The organism is Bacillus mycoides, assembly GCF_001757995.1.
Lineage (GTDB): Bacteria > Bacillota > Bacilli > Bacillales > Bacillaceae_G > Bacillus_A > Bacillus_A mycoides_B.
The window spans coordinates 218,654-236,509 of record NZ_LXLV01000070.1; the positions used below are offsets into that span (position 1 = coordinate 218,654).

Annotated in this window: 15 protein-coding genes; 1 reads left to right on the plus strand and 14 read right to left on the minus strand. The window is 36.7% G+C overall.

Translation table 11 applies throughout. From position 1 onward, the window contains the following. Positions 1-57: 57 nt before the first annotated feature. The 9 genes from BWGOE10_RS25625 to BWGOE10_RS25665 form a co-directional block, all read right to left on the minus strand. Positions 58-1,773 (minus strand): ABC transporter ATP-binding protein, encoded by a 1,716-nt coding sequence (locus BWGOE10_RS25625; protein WP_070145471.1) that lies wholly within the window; start codon positions 1,771-1,773, stop codon positions 58-60. A 127-nt stretch (positions 1,774-1,900) separates the two neighbouring features. Beyond that, complete coding sequence (locus BWGOE10_RS25630) at positions 1,901-3,085, minus strand: PDZ domain-containing protein (protein ID WP_171903145.1); 1,185 nt, start codon at positions 3,083-3,085, stop codon at positions 1,901-1,903. Between the two features lie 111 nt (positions 3,086-3,196). Then, on the minus strand, positions 3,197-4,681 hold the full coding sequence (locus BWGOE10_RS25635; protein WP_070145473.1) for a S41 family peptidase: 1,485 nt from the start codon (positions 4,679-4,681) through the stop codon (positions 3,197-3,199). Between the two features lie 70 nt (positions 4,682-4,751). Next, positions 4,752-5,645, minus strand: coding sequence for a permease-like cell division protein FtsX (ftsX, locus tag BWGOE10_RS25640; protein WP_070145474.1), 894 nt, complete (start codon positions 5,643-5,645; stop codon positions 4,752-4,754). Then, positions 5,635-6,321, minus strand: a complete 687-nt coding sequence (gene ftsE, locus BWGOE10_RS25645; protein ID WP_033712425.1) for a cell division ATP-binding protein FtsE — start codon at positions 6,319-6,321, stop codon at positions 5,635-5,637. Before ftsE ends, ftsX begins: the two co-directional genes overlap by 11 nt. A gap of 317 nt (positions 6,322-6,638) precedes the next feature. Beyond that, positions 6,639-6,962, minus strand: a complete 324-nt coding sequence (gene cccB / locus BWGOE10_RS25650; protein WP_070145475.1) for a cytochrome c551 — start codon at positions 6,960-6,962, stop codon at positions 6,639-6,641. Positions 6,963-7,419: 457 nt separating this feature from the next. Next, positions 7,420-8,518 (minus strand): peptide chain release factor 2 gene (gene prfB / locus BWGOE10_RS25655; protein ID WP_098786280.1). Its coding sequence is split into 2 segments (ribosomal slippage): positions 7,420-8,445 and positions 8,447-8,518, totalling 1,098 coding nucleotides; the frame shifts between segments, so codons are not numbered across the junction. A 234-nt stretch (positions 8,519-8,752) separates the two neighbouring features. Then, positions 8,753-11,260 (minus strand): preprotein translocase subunit SecA, encoded by a 2,508-nt coding sequence (gene secA, locus BWGOE10_RS25660; protein WP_070145477.1) that lies wholly within the window; start codon positions 11,258-11,260, stop codon positions 8,753-8,755. Between the two features lie 253 nt (positions 11,261-11,513). Beyond that, on the minus strand, positions 11,514-12,452 hold the full coding sequence (locus BWGOE10_RS25665) for a helix-turn-helix transcriptional regulator (protein WP_070145478.1): 939 nt from the start codon (positions 12,450-12,452) through the stop codon (positions 11,514-11,516). An 82-nt stretch (positions 12,453-12,534) separates the two neighbouring features. Between BWGOE10_RS25665 and BWGOE10_RS25670 the strand changes: the two genes are divergently transcribed. Next, positions 12,535-12,978 (plus strand): VOC family protein, encoded by a 444-nt coding sequence (locus tag BWGOE10_RS25670; RefSeq protein WP_070145479.1) that lies wholly within the window; start codon positions 12,535-12,537, stop codon positions 12,976-12,978. A gap of 104 nt (positions 12,979-13,082) precedes the next feature. Here the strand turns inward: BWGOE10_RS25670 and hpf are convergent, their stop codons facing one another. The 5 genes from hpf to BWGOE10_RS25695 all read right to left on the minus strand — a co-directional run bounded on the left by hpf (position 13,083) and on the right by BWGOE10_RS25695 (position 17,790). Next, positions 13,083-13,625 carry a ribosome hibernation-promoting factor, HPF/YfiA family gene (gene hpf, locus BWGOE10_RS25675; RefSeq protein ID WP_000671183.1) on the minus strand — a complete coding sequence of 181 codons (543 nt, stop codon included), beginning with the start codon at positions 13,623-13,625 and terminating at the stop codon, positions 13,083-13,085. 320 nt (positions 13,626-13,945) lie between these two features. Then, the gene (gene cspC / locus BWGOE10_RS25680; protein WP_044439520.1) at positions 13,946-14,143 is read right to left on the minus strand and encodes a cold shock protein CspC; all 198 of its coding nucleotides are present in this window, start codon (positions 14,141-14,143) and stop codon (positions 13,946-13,948) included. A gap of 126 nt (positions 14,144-14,269) precedes the next feature. After that, a complete protein-coding gene (locus BWGOE10_RS25685; protein ID WP_070145480.1) occupies positions 14,270-14,974 on the minus strand; it encodes a ComF family protein in 705 nt (234 codons plus the stop codon). Beyond that, a complete protein-coding gene (comFA, locus tag BWGOE10_RS25690; protein WP_070145502.1) occupies positions 14,974-16,323 on the minus strand; it encodes an ATP-dependent helicase ComFA in 1,350 nt (449 codons plus the stop codon). The genes BWGOE10_RS25685 and comFA overlap by 1 nt, the downstream gene beginning before the upstream one ends. Positions 16,324-16,452: 129 nt before the next feature. Continuing rightward, complete coding sequence (locus tag BWGOE10_RS25695; RefSeq protein ID WP_070145481.1) at positions 16,453-17,790, minus strand: NlpC/P60 family protein; 1,338 nt, start codon at positions 17,788-17,790, stop codon at positions 16,453-16,455. Positions 17,791-17,856 lie beyond the last annotated feature (66 nt).

Below are 17,856 nucleotides of genomic sequence, written 5' to 3' on the forward strand. Positions count from 1 at the left end.
GCCTCCCATATAAGATTTTCACTTACTTATGGTGCACTAATTCAGCAGAAATTATATTTACGAACTAAACTGAGCTTCGTATAACCTGCTATACCCTCCGCCCCGCTCAATTAATTCAGCATGTGAACCTTGTTCTGCAATACCGTCTTTATTTACAACGACGATGCGATCTGCATTTTTAATAGTTGCAAGCCTGTGAGCGATAACTAACGTTGTACGACCGACAGATAGTTCAGCAAGTGATTTTTGAATAGCAAGTTCCGTCTCTGTATCTAGCGCAGAGGTCGCTTCATCTAAAATTAAAATTGGCGGGTTTTTCAAGAACATACGGGCAATTGCTAAGCGCTGCTTTTGTCCTCCTGAAAGTTTCACACCACGCTCACCAATAACTGTATCTAAACCGTCTGGTTGCGAGTAAATTAAGTCCTCCAACTGAGCACGTTTTACCGCCTGCCAAATTTCAGCTTCTGAAGCTTTTAAGTTTCCGTAAGCGATATTTTCACGAATGGTTCCTGAAAATAAGAAAACATCTTGCTGCACAATTCCGATTTGTTTCCGAAGTGACGATAGCGTCATCTCTTTCGTATCAATGCCATCAATTTGAATCGATCCAGATGAGTGTTCATAAAAACGCGGTAATAAACTACATAGTGTTGTTTTCCCTGCCCCTGATGGCCCAACGAAAGCAACTGTTTCACCTGCATGTATTTTCAAATTAATATCTTTTAAAATCGGCTCTTTATTTTCATATCCGAACGTGATGTTATTGTATTGAATATCGCCGTGTACATGTTTAACTTCGATTGCATCTTTAGAATCTACAATATCCGGCTCTGTTTCCAGAAGTTCTACATATCTTTTAAAACCAGCGATTCCTTTCGGGTAACTTTCAATAACCGCATTAATTTTTTCAATTGGGCGGAAGAAAATATTCGTTAATAAAACGAATCCAATAAATCCACCGTACGTTAATTCACCTTGCAGTACGAACCATGTACCACATATTAATACAAAGAGTGTTACGAGACGCATCAGCATATAACTAATAGATGAATTTAACGCCATAATTTTATACGCCATTAATTTTGTTGTACGGAAACGAGCATTGTTTACAGCAAATTGCTCTTTCTCAAACTTTTCATTTCCGAATGCTTGTACAACGCGGATACCACCAACATTGTTCTCGATACATGCATTGAAATCCGCAACGTCTGAGAATAAACGTCTAAACGTACCTGTCATTTTTTTATTGAAGTAAAGTGCCAACCATAATAAGAACGGGATTACGAAGAATGTTAGAAGTGCTAACTTCCAGTTAATCATCATCATAAATGAAAATGCTCCGACTAAAGTCATAATGGCAATGAATAAATCTTCTGGTCCATGGTGAGCAATTTCCCCAATTTCCATTAAATCGTTTGTAAGACGTGAAATTAAATGACCTGTTTTATTATTATCAAAAAATCTGAATGATAGCTTTTGAATATGATCAAATAATTTCTGTCTCATATCAGTTTCAATGTTAATACCAAGCATATGTCCCCAATATGTAACAACGTATTGCAAACCTGCATTTAACACGTAAACTGCGAATAAACCGAAACAAGCCCATAAAATAAGCGTCCAGTTTTGCCCTGGTAATAACTTATCAATAAATTGATTTACGATAAGCGGAAAACCAAGTTCGAGTAAGCCTGCGATAACTGCACAGGAAAAATCAAGTATAAATAAACCTTTGTACGGTTTATAGTAAGAAAAAAATTTACGTAGCATATTTTTCCTCCCTTTTCCAAATTAAAAGACTCCCTAAATGATAACCATTATCAAATAATTATTCAAGTTATCCGTCTATGAAACTAAAAAACCTTCATCTGTGTTTGATGAAGGTTTCCATTTTATTTTATATAGCTTCCGAATCCCACTCATGCTCTTGCTGGACAAACACAACACCTAATTCATGATGTCCCCCGGCGTATAATGCTGTTTGAGCAAGACGAAGCTCACCATTTGTATCTACTACTTCTAATTTACAAAATGCTCCTGTCGTCTTCGTTTGAAGCGCATCATAAAACTCTTCGGTACTTCTCGGAATGATTCCATTTACTTTCGTAATAACTTCTCCAGGCTTTAAATTCATCTCCGCCCCGATTGTATTCGGAATTGTATCTAACACAACAAGTCCATCATTACGTGCGGCAAAGTATGCTGGTCTTTTCTCGTCTGCAATTTTCTCTTGCATCGAGATTGTAAAGCGTCCAAGCATCGCGACTCCCATCGCGATAATTGCGAGTACGTGCCACCAGTAACTTGCGATACCTAAAACGAGTACGAGCCCCGCTAATCCATAGACACGTCTTCCTGTAAATAATAAAGCTTCCGTCGGCTCATAACTTCTAACCTTTCTCATAAATCCAATTAAAAATGGTACGAGGAATAAAGAGTATGTAGTCGAACCTATTGAAACGACAGGCCACCAAGAAATAAACCCTGTCACCGCATCTCCTGGTATAAGAATAAATACCGGTACAAGCCATAAACGATTTGATTCATGTAGTCCAATTCTTAACCCACGCTTACCTTTTTTAATTTTCGGCGTAGAATAGCGAACTGCATTTTTAGAGATTAATAAACCCTCTACAACGAGCATAACGCCTAGTAAAATAGCAAGGGATACAATCGTACCCTCTTCACCTTCTCCAACCTGTAAGAAGGCAACTGGTATCTTAGACGATAACAACAAGAGTGCAATAGCGATTCCGAAAGTATAAGCTACAGATAAATATCGATACATAGCAGTTAATCCAAATAATAACGTCCAAAGTAAAATTGTCCATAAACTCGCTTTTGAAACAACAAGCCCAAGCCCAATCGTAATAATAGATACGATTAATCCGTACCCAATACCTGCAAATAGAGAAGTTCGCAGTTCAAACCAAATATCATATACTTTAAAAGAAAAATCTTTTCGTTCTCGTAATATACGTAAGTATCCAACGAAGATACTACTAATTAAAAATACATAAACAGCAGGGTGTAAGAAAAAACGTCCAACTGCTCGTAGTATTTCAAAAAGCCATGCCTCCACGAATTCATTCACCACCATTTATATCATTTTTTCTTTTTATCTTATCATAACTAAAGAAACGTTTGTTTAACACATAAAAAAATACAGGCATCAAAGTGCCTGTATTCTTTCTTATTTCGCTATTAATTTCAATGCGGTTTGTAATTGTAGATCATTTTCTCCAGAACGGATTTTTTCAATGATTTTAGTTTGAATCGCTTCAGCTGTCTTTTTATCAAGTTGTCCTGTCGCTTCCATCTCATTCGCATTTTGGAATGCTTTCAGTGCTGATTCTGTCTCTTTACTAAAGTATCCATCTTCACGGCCTGGTACATATCCTAAGCTCTTAAGCATTTCTTGCGCGTGTTTTACTTGTACATCATTTGAATTGTATGAAAGTGTCTTTTCAATTTGAATTGGTGTCGCATGATAATAATCTGGTTGCTTCACTTCTACAGTTGGCGCGATTCCTTTTTTATGAATCCAATTGCCATCTGGTGTTAACCATTTAAACATTGTTAATTTAATGTTGCTGCCATCTTTAAATGGAACAGCTTGTTGGACAGTACCTTTACCAAACGTTTTTTCACCAATTAAATCGTATCCTTCTCCCTCTTTCAGCGCGCCCGCTAAAATCTCTGAAGCAGAAGCACTTCCATTATCAATTAATACTGAAATTGGATATGACTTTCTTTCTTTCAGTTCCGTAGAGAATTTCTTCTTCTCACCATTTCGCTGTTCTACTTGTAGCATTGGCTTTTTATCTGTCATGATGTCTCCTAGTATATCTTCTACACTATTTAAATAACCACCAGGATTACCACGTACGTCAATAACTAAGCCTTTTATGTTTTTCTTCTCTAACTCTTTTAACTGATCCTTAAATTCTTTCGCAGTATTTTCAGCAAAAGAAGTAATTTGCATATAACCGATATCTTTTCCGCTCTCTTGCTTTACGGAACTAAATACAGTGAAGATTGGAATCTTTTCACGCTTAATTTTAAATACAATCGGATCAGCTACTCCTGCGCGCTTAATTTCAATTGCAACAGTCGTTCCTTTTTTACCACGAATTTTCAATACTGCTTCTTCACGGGATAAATCTTTCACACTATTTCCATCTACAGATAAAATTTGGTCATTTGGTTTAATTCCTATCTTTTCTGCTGGTGAACCTTTAATTGGCGATACGATAATAAGCTTACCGTCCGTTTTGTTCACTTCAGCTCCAATCCCTTCAAGTTCAGGATCTAGTGATTGACTAAACTGTTTTGCCGTTTCTTTATCCATATACGTGGAATAAGGGTCCTTCAGCGTAGACAACATGCCTTGTATTGCACCTTCGACTAACTTGTCGTCTTTCACGTCTTCCACATAACGTGAATCAATTAGTGCATACGCCTCATTAATTTTTGCCAAATTCCCTTGCGCTGTGCCAGCATTACCATTCGATACTGTTTGCGTTACATACGCTGGGTTTATCCCAAACCAGTACATACCACCAAACATCCCGCCAGCACCAATTAAAAATGCAACAACCATTCCAATAATTGCAACTCTACGTTTCAATGCGGAATTCCCCTTTCCAGAACACACAGGTGGTGTAGCAAAAGGCATCACACGATGTGTGATGCCTTTACCTATTTCTACTATATGATAAGCTTGTACGAATTATGTTTGCAACTTTTTATACTTTTAAGAAGCGACGAATTGACATTACACTTCCCCACATACCGATTAATGCACCGATTAACACTAATAAACCAGCTAATTGGAATACGAATGGGTTGTATGGTAGAAGCTCGAAAATTGTTCCGCCAAGTTTTTCATTAAACACACCTTGCAATGAATTATATATAACTAAAATTAGGCCAATTGGAATAATTGATCCTAATACTCCTAGGAATAATCCCTCTAACAAGAACGGCCAACGAATAAACCAGTTTGTTGCACCAACAAGTTTCATAATTTCAATCTCAGTACTACGAGCATAAATTGTAATTTTAATTGTGTTAGAGATTAAGAACATCGCTGTGAATAGAAGACCAGCAATTAACGCAATCCCGATGTTACGACCAGTTTTTACAGTATCAAATAATTTTTCAACTTGACCTTTACCGTATTGAACATTACTTACAAACTGCATTTTCTCAATCTTTTTCGCAATTGTTGCCGTATCTGTTGGTTCTTTCGCCTTTACAACAAATACATCTTTCAGTGGGTTATCTTGCTCAAATAACTCGAACGTTTTTCCACTATCGCCTAAGCTTTTAATTAAACGTTTCAACTCTTCTTCTTTAGAAGAATATTTAATAGAATCTACTTTCGCAATTTTACTCATATCTTCTTCTAATTTCTTTTGATCAGCTTCTTTTGCTGCTGGATCAATATGCACACGAATTTCTACATCTTGCTCTACTTTCGTCGCAAAATGGTTCATATTCATAATCGCTGCCAAAAAGACACCTACAAGTAATAATGTAACTGTTACTGCACTTACAGAAGCAAACGTCATCCATCCGTTACGGGATAGATTTTTTACACCTTCTCGCAAATGTCGACTAAGGGTTTTAGCCTTCATATCCGTATCCTCCCTCAATCTCGTCTCGAACAATTTTTCCGCCTTCAATTGCAATTACACGATGACGAATTGTATTTACGATATCTGCGTTATGTGTCGCCATAACAATCGTTGTACCACGCTCATTAATACGTTTAAAAATATTCATAATATCAAGCGCTGTTTCAATATCTAAGTTACCTGTTGGCTCATCAGCAATTACAACCTTTGGTCTATTTACAATCGCTCTTGCAATCGCCACACGTTGTTGCTCTCCGCCTGAAAGTTCGCTTGGAAGTGCATCTGCACGATCATCTAGACCTACAAGACCTAACACTTCTGTAACACGTTCACGAATCGCATCTGGTTCTTCTTCAATTACTTCTAAAGCAAACGCAACATTCTCATATACCGTTAATTTAGGTAGTAATTTAAAATCTTGGAAAATTACGCCTAATTGACGACGAAAATATGGAACATCTCTTTCTGCTAATGTTTCAATTACAAGTCCATTTACATTAATTGATCCTGTAGATGGCTTCTCTTCACGATACATCATTTTAATAAATGTAGATTTTCCGGCTCCACTCGGTCCAACTACGTATACGAATTCACCTTGTTTAATGTTAACTGTGAGACCAGCAATGGCTTTCATACCATTTGGGTACTCCTTATAAACATTCGTCATTTTTATCATTATTTATCACCCAATGCTTAATGATTTTTTTCGAAATACTTTTCTGTACATTTGAAAATAAAAGAAAAACCCTTATTTTCGCTCGACCATTCTTGTTGAAGGTAGCTTCCATACATGCTTTTTATTAGCAACGCTACTCTATGTAATATATTTCATCAAAATTCTACAAACCCCATTGTAACATCAATCGGTTTCCAGTTCGGATACAATTTTGTTACAGTTATGTTACATCCAAAAAGGTAAACGAGCTGACACATTTCTTAACCTAAATCATTTTTAGGTAAGATCATATAATCAACTCGTCTATTTCACCTTTTTTATTTATGTTCAGCTAACCATTCAGATACTTTTTTTGCGTCCTCACCTTGAATAAGTCCAGGTGACATTGAGCCGCGACCTTTTTTAATAATTTCTTCGATATCTGCAGCGTCATACTTACCGCCTACTTTTCTTAAATCAGGTCCAGTTGCTCCTGATAAATCCTTCGCGTGACAACCTGCACAACTTTTTTGGAAAATTTGTTCTGCACTATCTGTGCTTGCAGATTGTTTCGAAGTTTTACTCTCTTCTTTATTCCCACATGCTCCTAAAGCAAAAACGACTGATGTCCCTAACGCAATAGCCAACAATTTCTTTTTCACTTCTATCGCTCCCCATTGTTGATATTCTTTTCATTCATAACTAGACCATAGTTTTCATAACACATTCAATATTCATTATAAGCATTATCTTTATATAGAAAAACTAAGGTATATTTCATATTTTTTACAACTATAGTGAGAAGCCTAATAAAATAAGCTTTCATAAATTGTTTCAATTCTGTGAACACCTTAAAAAGTTCTATAAAGAGCCTTTTTCTCCAAACCAAAACTGAGAATCCCTATATAAAGCCCTACTCTATTACCGCTCTGTTTTACTATTCTCTACTTTTTACAAAACAATATACGGCATTGTATTCTACATATAATCTCATCAAAAAGAGAAGTTGTCGCCTTCAACTTCTCTTCCTCTTTATTTCATCAATATAAATAAGATAAGCCTCTTTATATCCTCTTGGACCTCAACATGTGCCAACAATTCTGTTGGCTTTTTCTCTTATTAAATACGAGAACGTAAATACGCATCAATAAACGGATTAATTTCCCCATCCATAACTGCTTGTACGTTACCAACTTCTGTATTTGTACGATGGTCTTTCACAAGAGAGTACGGGTGGAATACGTAAGAACGGATTTGGCTGCCCCATCCAATTTCTTTTTGCTCTCCGCGGATCTCATCTAATTGTGCTTGTTGTTCTTCTAATTTCTTTTGATATAATTTCGCTTTCAGCATTTTCATCGCATGTTCACGGTTTTTAATTTGAGAACGCTCTGACTGACATGTTACAACCGTGTTTGTTGGTAGATGCGTTATACGAACTGCTGAATCTGTCGTATTAACGTGCTGTCCGCCTGCACCACTTGCACGATACGTATCTATTTTCAAATCTTCTGTACGCACTTCAATTTCAACTTCATCATTGAATTCAGGTACAACTTCACAAGATACGAACGATGTATGACGACGACCTGAAGAATCGAACGGTGAAATACGTACAAGACGATGTACACCTTTCTCCGCTTTCAAGTAACCGTAAGCGTTATGACCTTTAATTAATAATGTAACACTCTTAATACCAGCTTCATCGCCCGGTAAGTAGTCAACTGTTTCTACTTTAAATCCACGTTTTTCAGCCCAGCGTGTGTACATACGTAATAACATAGAACCCCAGTCTTGTGACTCTGTTCCACCTGCACCTGGGTGTAATTCTAAAATAGCGTTATTTTTATCATAAGGATCGCTTAATAGTAACTGAAGCTCGTACTCATTCATTTCTTGAATTAAAGTTTTCACTTCAGATTCTAATTCCTCATGTAAATCTTCATCATACTCTTCTTTAAGTAGTTCATGCGTCATTTCTAAGTTTTCGAACGTCTCATCTAAATGACGGAACCTTCCAACCATATCTTTCAGCGCATTCGCTTCATTAATTACAGTTTGTGCGCCTTGTTGGTCATCCCAAAATCCTGCGCCCATCATCTTTTCTTCTAATTCTGCAATTTGTTTTTCCTTAGTAGGAAGGTCAAAGAGACCCCCTAAAAGCCGCTAATCTCTTAGCCATTTTTTCTAATTCTTGCCTAATTTCTACTAATTCCATTTCCTTCACCTCTATGTAATTGCTGTTACTTTCATATGAAAACAAGGGAAACTCTCTCCGCTTATTACGGAGAGAGTTTAATCCTTTTATCCCGCTATTCGCTGGCAGCAAAACTCCCATCTCAAAATTCGGCGAATGCGAGGTGGGAATCGCGCTGCCGGTAAATGCCCATTTTGTGAGAGCTAATAATCAGTGGGGAATAGGAAAAACCCCACTGATTAAAGTTTCACTTTATCATTTTCCAATGCCACAGCAGTTTTTATATTTCTTGCCACTACCGCATTTACATAAATCGTTACGGCCCATTTGGTCACCTTTTACAACCGGCTGTTTCTTCGCCTCTTCGCCATCGCTAGATGGATGAACAGCTTCACCTTGAACAACTTCTTGGCGCTCTAGATTTTGCTCAATTTCAGCTTTCATGATGTAACGAGAGATTTCCTCTTCAATAGAAGCAATCATCGACTCGAACATTGCGAACCCTTCCATTTGGTATTCACGAAGTGGATCGATTTGTCCGTAAGCACGTAAATGAATACCTTCACGAAGGTGATCCATTGCATCGATATGATCTGTCCATTTCGTATCTACAACACGGAATACAACCACCTTTTCGAATTCACGCGTCTGCTCTTCAGGTAGAAGTTTTTCTCTTTCGTTATAACGTTCTAATAATTTCGCGATAATTGATTCGCTCATTTCTTCTGGAGCAAGGCGACGTAACTCTTCTTCTTTTACATCTCCTTCTTCAAGAAGGTTTGTATTTAAGTAATCGACAAGACCTTTAATGTTCCAATCTTCCTCGATTTCTTCTTGCGTATGAAGTGCAACAGCACGTTCTATCGTAGATTTCATCATACCTTCAATAATGCTGCGTAAGTTCTCAGAATCCATTACTTCTTGACGCTGTTTATAAATTACTTCACGTTGTTGACGAAGTACATCGTCGTATTGCAATAGCTGTTTACGTGCATCATAGTTATTTCCTTCTACACGTTTTTGTGCAGATTCTACAGCACGAGAAACCATTTTACTTTCGATTGGCTGTGAATCATCCATGCCAAGACGATCCATCATCGCTTTCATATTATCAGAACCGAAGCGGCGCATTAGTTCATCTTCCATTGATAAGTAGAACTGTGTTACACCAGGATCCCCTTGACGACCAGCACGACCACGTAACTGATTATCAATACGACGGCTTTCATGACGCTCTGTACCGATAACTGCTAGACCAACGTTTTTAATATCGTCTCCAAGCTTAATATCCGTACCACGACCAGCCATATTCGTCGCAATCGTTACAGCACCTTTCATACCAGCTTCTGCAATGATATCTGCTTCACGCGCATGGTTTTTCGCGTTTAAAATGTTATGGCGTACACCTTTACGTGTTAACATTTTTGAAATAAGCTCTGACGTTTCAATTGCAACTGTACCAACAAGAATAGGTTGCCCTTGTTTATGACGATTTACAATATCCTCAACAACTGCATTGAATTTGCCTTCCATTGATTTGAAGATTAAATCAGCACGGTCATCACGAATAATATCTTTATTCGTTGGAATTACGATAACATTCATATTGTAAATACTACGGAATTCTTCTTCTTCCGTTTTCGCTGTACCAGTCATACCAGATAATTTTTCGTACATACGGAAGTAGTTCTGGAACGTAATTGTTGCAAGCGTCATACTTTCATTTTGAATTTCTACGCCTTCTTTTGCTTCAATAGCTTGGTGTAAACCTTCACTATAACGACGACCTTTCATAAGACGGCCAGTGAATTGGTCTACGATTACGATTTCGCCTTCTTGTACAACATAATCTGTATCAAGGTGCATAACAACGTGTGCACGAAGCCCCTGATTAATATGGTGAAGAAGTGCGACATGTTTTAAATCGAATAAGTTGTCAATATGGAAAGCTTTCTCAGCTTTCGTAATACCATCTTCTGTTAACATTACATTTTTCGTTTTCACATCAAATGAATACTCTTTTTCATTTTCTAATGTACGAACGAATGCATTTGCAAACATGTATAGCTCTGTTGATTTTTGAGCTTGTCCAGAAATAATAAGCGGCGTACGTGCTTCATCGACTAAAATAGAATCGACTTCATCGATAATAGCAAAATTAAGTGGACGCTGAACGCACTGCTCTCTATATAACACCATGTTGTCACGTAAGTAATCGAACCCAAGCTCGTTATTTGTGCTATACGTAATATCAGCAGCATAAGCAGCTTGTTTCTCTTCACGTGACATACTATTTAAGTTAATTCCTACTGTTAAGCCAAGGAACTCATGAAGTTGTCCCATTTCACTTGCATCACGTTGTGCTAAGTATTCATTGACTGTAACAACGTGAACGCCTTTTCCTGTTAAAGCATTTAAATATACAGGTAAAGTAGACGTTAACGTTTTACCTTCACCCGTTTTCATCTCAGAGATATTCCCTTCATGCAAGGCAATACCACCCATTAACTGCACACCATATGGACGCATTCCAAGAACACGAGTTGCGGCTTCACGAACAACTGCAAAAGCTTCAGGAAGTAGATCGTCTACTGTCTCACCTTTTGTTAAACGCTCTTTAAATTCAAGCGTCTTTCCTTTTAATTGCTCATCAGTTAGTGGCTTAATAGATGATTCTAATGCATCAATTTGCTCAACTGTCTTCTGCATACGTTTAATTTGGCGTTGGTTAACATCGAACACCTTTTTTAAAATACCGATCATAGGGAATACGCTCCTCTTTTTATTAAAATAAAACTTCCGATTGCTTTTTTCTTTTTCTCTTTACAATCAGTCGTTATAAAAATCAAATATATGTTATGCCAATTTTTCTCCTAATTAAAAAAACTAAAATGTATAAACCTAATGATAATTGTAACACTTGTCTTATAACTATGACAACAATCGTCCAAATGTCTGGCCCTATATTCAGAAAAAGTTTGTATTTCATTTGTTCCAACAAACTAATCTCTCTTCGTTACAAATTTTGTATTAAATCTAAGTAGTATTCTTTTAAGTTCTCTTTTAAAGAAGATGGCTCAATTATTTTTATAGTTTTACCAAAACTAGCTAGATACGAGATGATAAAGTCAATTTCAGCAGGCTCATAAGTTCCTATTAAATATGTCCCTTCATGTTCCTCCCGTAATTTCATCGAAGGATATTGTTGTTGCTTAAATATCTCTATCCCCCTCGCAGTAATTGAGCATTTAAATTGAATAGCTTGTTCAGTTGCTTTCCAAAGACTATGTGCGTTATGTATATTTATATTTTCCAAATCCAGACTATCCTGAGCATCTACTATTTCTGACGACCTAATACGATCACAGCGAAACACTCGATAAGCAGATTTATCTAAATCGTAAGCCTGACAATACCAATAACCTTTCATTGCATAAATCGAAATCGGCTGAATACGGCGCATTGTCGTTTGTTTCGGCGTTACATAGTTTATAGTTAAAGCCCTATTTTGAACAGCAGCTAACAAAATCTCTTCTAGATAACCACATTCATGTGCTTGTTCCAAATGAAAAAAGGAGACTCTTTTTTGCAAGTTTTCAATTTGCTCACGCTGCTTTGACGAAACACTATCTAAAAATTTCTTATTAATGGAACGAAACGAGACTTGAAAGGGAATACTTACAAAACTACTTAGTGCTTGCATTGCAAAATAAAGCGCAAAAACTTCATGATTTGTAAATGAAATCAGTGGTAATGTCATCGTTTTTATTAAACGATACCCTCCATACCGACCATACTCTGCAAAAAGAGGTACACCCATTTCCTCTAAAGATGCAATATCACGTAAAGCTGTCCTTTTTGAAATTTGAAATTCATCCATTAAATCTTTCAATGTGAATGTTTGTTTTTGATTAATAAAGCGTAGCATCTTATTTAAACGTTCAACTTTTTTCATAAACTCTCCCTATAGGTGCCAATGTGTGGCACCTTATACTTGTATAGTAATAAGTGTAAACATATATGAAGGAGGCAATACAATGAACTTTGAAGTAATCACTTTTTTATCATTAAATGGGCAAGGTGCTAAAGCAATTGCATTTTACGAACAGTATTTAGGTGCTAAAGTTTTATTTAAAAAGAATTATAAAGAAATGAAAGAAATAGATCCGAATTTCACGTATAAAGAAAGCCAAGAACATTATATTACCCATTCCGTTTTACAAATTGGTACTAATAAAATTATGATTGCAGAACAGGCAGTGGATTCCACACGCCCTTGGCAATTAAGTAATAGCTCATCATTATGCATTCAATCTAAAGATTTCCAAACGATTGAATCACTCTATCATAAGCTAATTGAACATGATGAGGTTTATATTTTAACGCCTTTTGAAAAAAACTCCTTCAGCCCGGGTTATGCCATTGTGCGAGATCCTTTTGGAATAGTAATACAATTAACCGTGACAAAACATGACTTCTAAATTCCATTACGAATTAGCCATTAAAATTCATATCAATATTACAAGATAAGGAAGTAAAAAACATATAAAAAAAGCGTAGCCATTTTGGCTACGCTTTTGAATGATTATTTAGTTTCGATTAAACCATATTTCCCGTCTTTACGGCCATATACAACATTAGTTTCATTTGTATCAGCATTTGTGAAGACGAAGAAATTATGTCCTAGCATATCCATTTGTAAGATCGCTTCTTCAACGTCCATCGGTTTTAAATCGAATCGTTTTGTACGTACAAGTTCTAATTCATCCTCTTCTACCGCATCCAGAACAGCTACTGCTTCTGGAAGGATAAAGTTAGTTTTCACAGAACCTTTCTCACGTAATTTACGGTTTACTTTTGTTTTATGTTTACGAATTTGTCGCTCAAGTTTATCAACTACTAAATCAATCGCAGCGTACATATCGCTATTTGTTTCTTCTGCACGAAGTAATAAATCTGTAAATGGAATTGTTACCTCGATACGTTGCTTGTCAGAGTATACTTTTAAATTAACTTTAATCTCTGGGAATGTATCAAAATAACGCTCTAATTTACTTAGCTTTTTCTCTACATATTCCTTTAATGCTGGAGTTACTTCAATATTTTCACCACGAATGTTGAATTTCATAGATGAATTCCTCCTTTCAAGCCTATGTACTATAATTTCGACATTGGCTTAAAAACTCCTTCTAATTTTTTTAAAAAAATTAGTGGAATTGCGATTTTTTTATCGTTTTTTGTTGAAATGAAAAGATGCATCGTTTCTATCTTTATTTTATCCTATTAACATCATGAATAACGAATGTAACTGTGGACAATTGGTTACAGAAAAGAAACAACTTTTTGACAACTTCTCCGCAACAAAAAAGCCCCTGTTACGAGCAAGAGCTTCGCCATCTATATAACGCTGCTAAAAATAAAGCTCTATCTTTTCCAAAAACTTAATTTTTACAGTTTCACAACATTAGCCGCTTGTGGTCCACGTGCTCCATCAACAATATCAAACTTCACTTGTTGACCTTCTTCTAACGACTTATACCCATCTTGTTGAATAGCAGAAAAATGAACAAACACATCGTCACCATCTTCACGCTCAATAAACCCAAATCCCTTTTCTGCATTGAACCATTTTACTCGTCCTTGCATGTTCATTCCATTCCCTTCACTCTTAAAATCAGGGCATTCGCCCCATATTCTGACTATAACGAATGACAAGACTGTAAGTCAAAGAAGATCTGTCGTCTTTTTATTATTCCTTTCGACATTCACATATTAACCTCTACAAAGCGTCAAACAAGAAACCTCTCTCGCTCCTCGATCATACAAAAGGCTTCCAATTTGCCTAACAGTAATTCCTGTCGTATACACATCATCCACGATTAAAACATGTTGCTCATGAAACATCTCTTCTCTCTGAAAATAAAAAGGATTAACTCCCGATATCCTTTCTTTACGTTTCTTCTTACTTTGTTTTTCTGTTTCGATTCTTCTTAATGATGTACAAAACATTTTGATAGGCAAACAAGAAGCTAGTAACTCCGCTTGATTAAAACCACGCTCGTATTCTCGCTCTTCACTAAGAGGGACCGGAATGACAGCTGAAACATTCGCAAAATACTTTTGAAAAAGACTCCGAAAAGGCTGATGAAAAATATGTACTAATTCAGCATCTCCTCGAAATTTAAACTGTGCTAATATTTCTTTCATCCCTTCATCATACACATGCAACGAACGATTTATGAGAGACGGAAACCTCTGCTCGTTCGTCCACCTTATGCAGTCCATGCAAATATCCCCGTTTTTATATTCAGCTGGTACAAGTTCTAAAGGCCGACCACACTCCTTGCAAATCTCTCCTATAATATAGGAAAGATTTTGTTCACATCTATCACATATATACTTTTTTTGAAGCTTAACAAAAAAAGTGTACCAACTAATCGCGCACGAAATATATTCATCACAAAGTAGACAATGCATTAATCTATCAACCCTTGTTCTTTAGCATTTTTATTCATACTTTGAATATGTTTTTTCGCGCGCACCATCGCCTCTGTCTTTCCATAATGAAAATAGATGACATCTCCATGCGGTTCATCAGAGCTTCTGCCAGCACGCCCTGCAATTTGAACGAGAGCACATTCTGAAAATATTTCTTCCTCAGCCCCTAAAACTGCCACTTGTAAATTTTTCACAGTTACTCCTCGTTCCAAAATCGTCGTTGTAACTAATAAAGGGATCTCTCCCTTTCTGAAAGCTGCTACCTTCTCTTTTCTCGCCGGATCTTCTGCATGCACACCGTCAATTTGGTTGTTTAATGATTTTAATAACTGGCTAATTTCTTCTACATATCGCACATGAGGAACAAATAGAAAAATGGGATATTGTTTAGATAAGTACATATTTAACCATTGTAATAAAGCACGAGGAATTTTTTTACGCATAAGACCCTTTTTCCAATTTCCGCACCACCGAAATAGTGGAACTGGCAATGGATGACGATGATAACGTCCTGAAATAATAATCCCTTTTTGCTTACCATTCCGCAATTTACGCTTCCACTTTTCATCTGGAGTTGCAGTTAAATAAATACGTGCTGCCTCCTCTTTCATCGCTTTGTTTACTGCATAATGCAACATCTTATCCACATGATACGGAAAAGCATCTATCTCATCTACAATCATGACATGGAACGCCCTATAATAACGTAACAATTGATGTGTAGTTGCAACGATTAACGCTGCATCTTTTTCTCGGTCTAAACTCCCTCCGTATAAAGCAGCTACATTTATATTTGGAAACACTTCTTGTAATCTTGGTGCTAATTCAAGTACAACGTCCGTTCTCGGCGTTGCAATACAAACTCTCTCTCCCTTTTGTAGCGCCTCTGCAATTCCGCGAAACAACATTTCTGTTTTTCCAGCCCCGCACACCGCCCAAATAAAAAATGATTCTTTCTGCTTAACAGCGTCAACGACACTTTGCGCAGCTAACTCTTGACCAGCAGACAAAACGCCTTCCCACTGTAACGGATTCAAATAATTTTCTCCGCTTATTTCAGCAATCCCGCGAACAAGTACAGTACATTCACTTACCCTGCCCATCGTTATACATTTCCGGCAATACGTACATACTTCATTGCACCTTTTGCATAGAAATGATGCAAATAGTCGCTGCTCTATATTTCCGCAGCGCTGGCACATATATTTTGAAGATTGCTTAATTACCCCTTGTACACAAACGACGTCTCGATTCTTTTTCAAATGATCCAATTTATCCTGCAAATCTGAAGAAAGTTCTTCTAACAGTAACTGTCTACCAGCTAACATCATCAATAGCCACCTCCAGCACTACTATAAATCCTTCTCTTTATCTCGTAAAAACTCAAAAAAGCCGATAACCTACTTATAAAATAGTAAGCTATCGACTTTATACACGTTTTTATTCAATTATAAATCCTAGAATCTACCGTATCCTAAGAAATGTTTTTGGTTGTAGCTACTGCTTAAGCTAGAGTAAGCAATCCCTTTATCACCAGCATGAATCATTTGGTCGTTACCAACGTAAATACCGATATGAGATGGACCTGCTTTATAAGTACCTTGGAAGAATACTAAATCTCCAGGTTGTGGGCTACTTACTTTAGAAACTGAGTTCCAGTAACCTGCAACGTCTTGACGACCTACACCAAATACGTATGAAATGAATCCACTACAGTCAAAACCACCGTTTGATGGAGATGCACTCCCCCAAACATATGGCATACCTAAGTATTGTCGTGCTTTACCAATCACGCCAGGATCCGGAGTTGGCCCTGGTGCTGGCTCTGGTTGTTTCTTTTCTTGTTTAGGTGCCTCTTTTTTAGGCTCTTCTTTTTTAGGTTCTTCTTTTTGAGCTTGTCCACCATTGTTCGCTGGTGCAGCTTGCTCTGCAGGCGCTTGCGTTGGCTGAGCTTGTGCTTCTTTAGCAGCTTGTTCTGCTTGTTTTTGAGCAGCAGCTTCTTGTGCTGCTTTTGCTTGCGCTTCTTCTTCCGCAATACGTTGTAATTGCAGTGCTTGTTTTTCAAGATCTTTCAATTGACCTTCCGTACTTGTCATTGAAGTTACAACTGTATCCATTTTACCGCTTAAATCGTTTACTGCTGTTGCTTTTTTCTCTTTTTCAACGTCAAGTTCTTTCTTAGCAGTTTCAATTTGAGCTTGTGCTTCTTTTAATTCTTTTTGCTTCGTTTTTACTGTTTCAACATCTTTTTTCACGTTCACTTGATCTTCTTGTTGTGTTTTCATGATATCTTCGTCAGATTCCATAATTTTAGACACAGAAGCTAAACGATCAACTAAATCTGCAACGTTTTTAGAGTTTACAAGAACTTCTGTCACAATGTTCGTATTTGGCTGTTCTTGAAGTGCAACTAAACGTTTTCTTAATAACTCTTCACGTTTTGCAATCTTTGTTTGTAGTTCTGCAATATCTTTATTTTTATTTTCGATTAATTGCTCAGTATCAGAAACTTTTTTTGTTGTTTCATCAAGTTTTGAAGAGTTCTCTTGAACAGACTTATCCAAACCTTGGATTGTTTTGTTTAAATCATTCATTTGTTTTTGTAGTTCATCACGTTCTTGTTGTTGTTTATGTAAAGTATCATTTTGTGTGTTAATTTGTGATTTCACGTCAGAAATTTTATCTTCTGCAAATACATTTGGTGTTAGCCCTGAAAACATTAACCCTGCAACTAATGCGCAAGATGCCATTTTTAGCTTTTTCATTTTATTTTTCACACCGCTTTCTTTTTTCATTTTCCGTATATAACCTATTAAAATTTATACCATAATTCGGGAGTTTTTTTGCTAATGTTACGGTTT

What these genes read in the sequence shown, in the direction of transcription:
- cspC (WP_044439520.1), bottom strand. Translation starts at nt 14,143, where the DNA reads ATGCAAGGACGAGTAAAATGGTTCAATGCAGAAAAGGGATTTGGGTTT.
- comFA (WP_070145502.1), bottom strand. Translation starts at nt 16,323, where the DNA reads ATGTTAGCTGGTAGACAGTTACTGTTAGAAGAACTTTCTTCAGATTTG.
- BWGOE10_RS25625 (WP_070145471.1), bottom strand. Translation starts at nt 1,773, where the DNA reads ATGCTACGTAAATTTTTTTCTTACTATAAACCGTACAAAGGTTTATTT.
- BWGOE10_RS25695 (WP_070145481.1), bottom strand. Translation starts at nt 17,790, where the DNA reads ATGAAAAAAGAAAGCGGTGTGAAAAATAAAATGAAAAAGCTAAAAATG.
- BWGOE10_RS25685 (WP_070145480.1), bottom strand. Translation starts at nt 14,974, where the DNA reads ATGCATTGTCTACTTTGTGATGAATATATTTCGTGCGCGATTAGTTGG.
- ftsX (WP_070145474.1), bottom strand. Translation starts at nt 5,645, where the DNA reads ATGAAGGCTAAAACCCTTAGTCGACATTTGCGAGAAGGTGTAAAAAAT.
- hpf (WP_000671183.1), bottom strand. Translation starts at nt 13,625, where the DNA reads ATGAAATTCAACATTCGTGGTGAAAATATTGAAGTAACTCCAGCATTA.
- secA (WP_070145477.1), bottom strand. Translation starts at nt 11,260, where the DNA reads ATGATCGGTATTTTAAAAAAGGTGTTCGATGTTAACCAACGCCAAATT.
- BWGOE10_RS25665 (WP_070145478.1), bottom strand. Translation starts at nt 12,452, where the DNA reads ATGAAAAAAGTTGAACGTTTAAATAAGATGCTACGCTTTATTAATCAA.
- BWGOE10_RS25670 (WP_070145479.1), top strand. Translation starts at nt 12,535, where the DNA reads ATGAACTTTGAAGTAATCACTTTTTTATCATTAAATGGGCAAGGTGCT.
- BWGOE10_RS25635 (WP_070145473.1), bottom strand. Translation starts at nt 4,681, where the DNA reads ATGCCTTTTGCTACACCACCTGTGTGTTCTGGAAAGGGGAATTCCGCA.
- ftsE (WP_033712425.1), bottom strand. Translation starts at nt 6,321, where the DNA reads ATGATAAAAATGACGAATGTTTATAAGGAGTACCCAAATGGTATGAAA.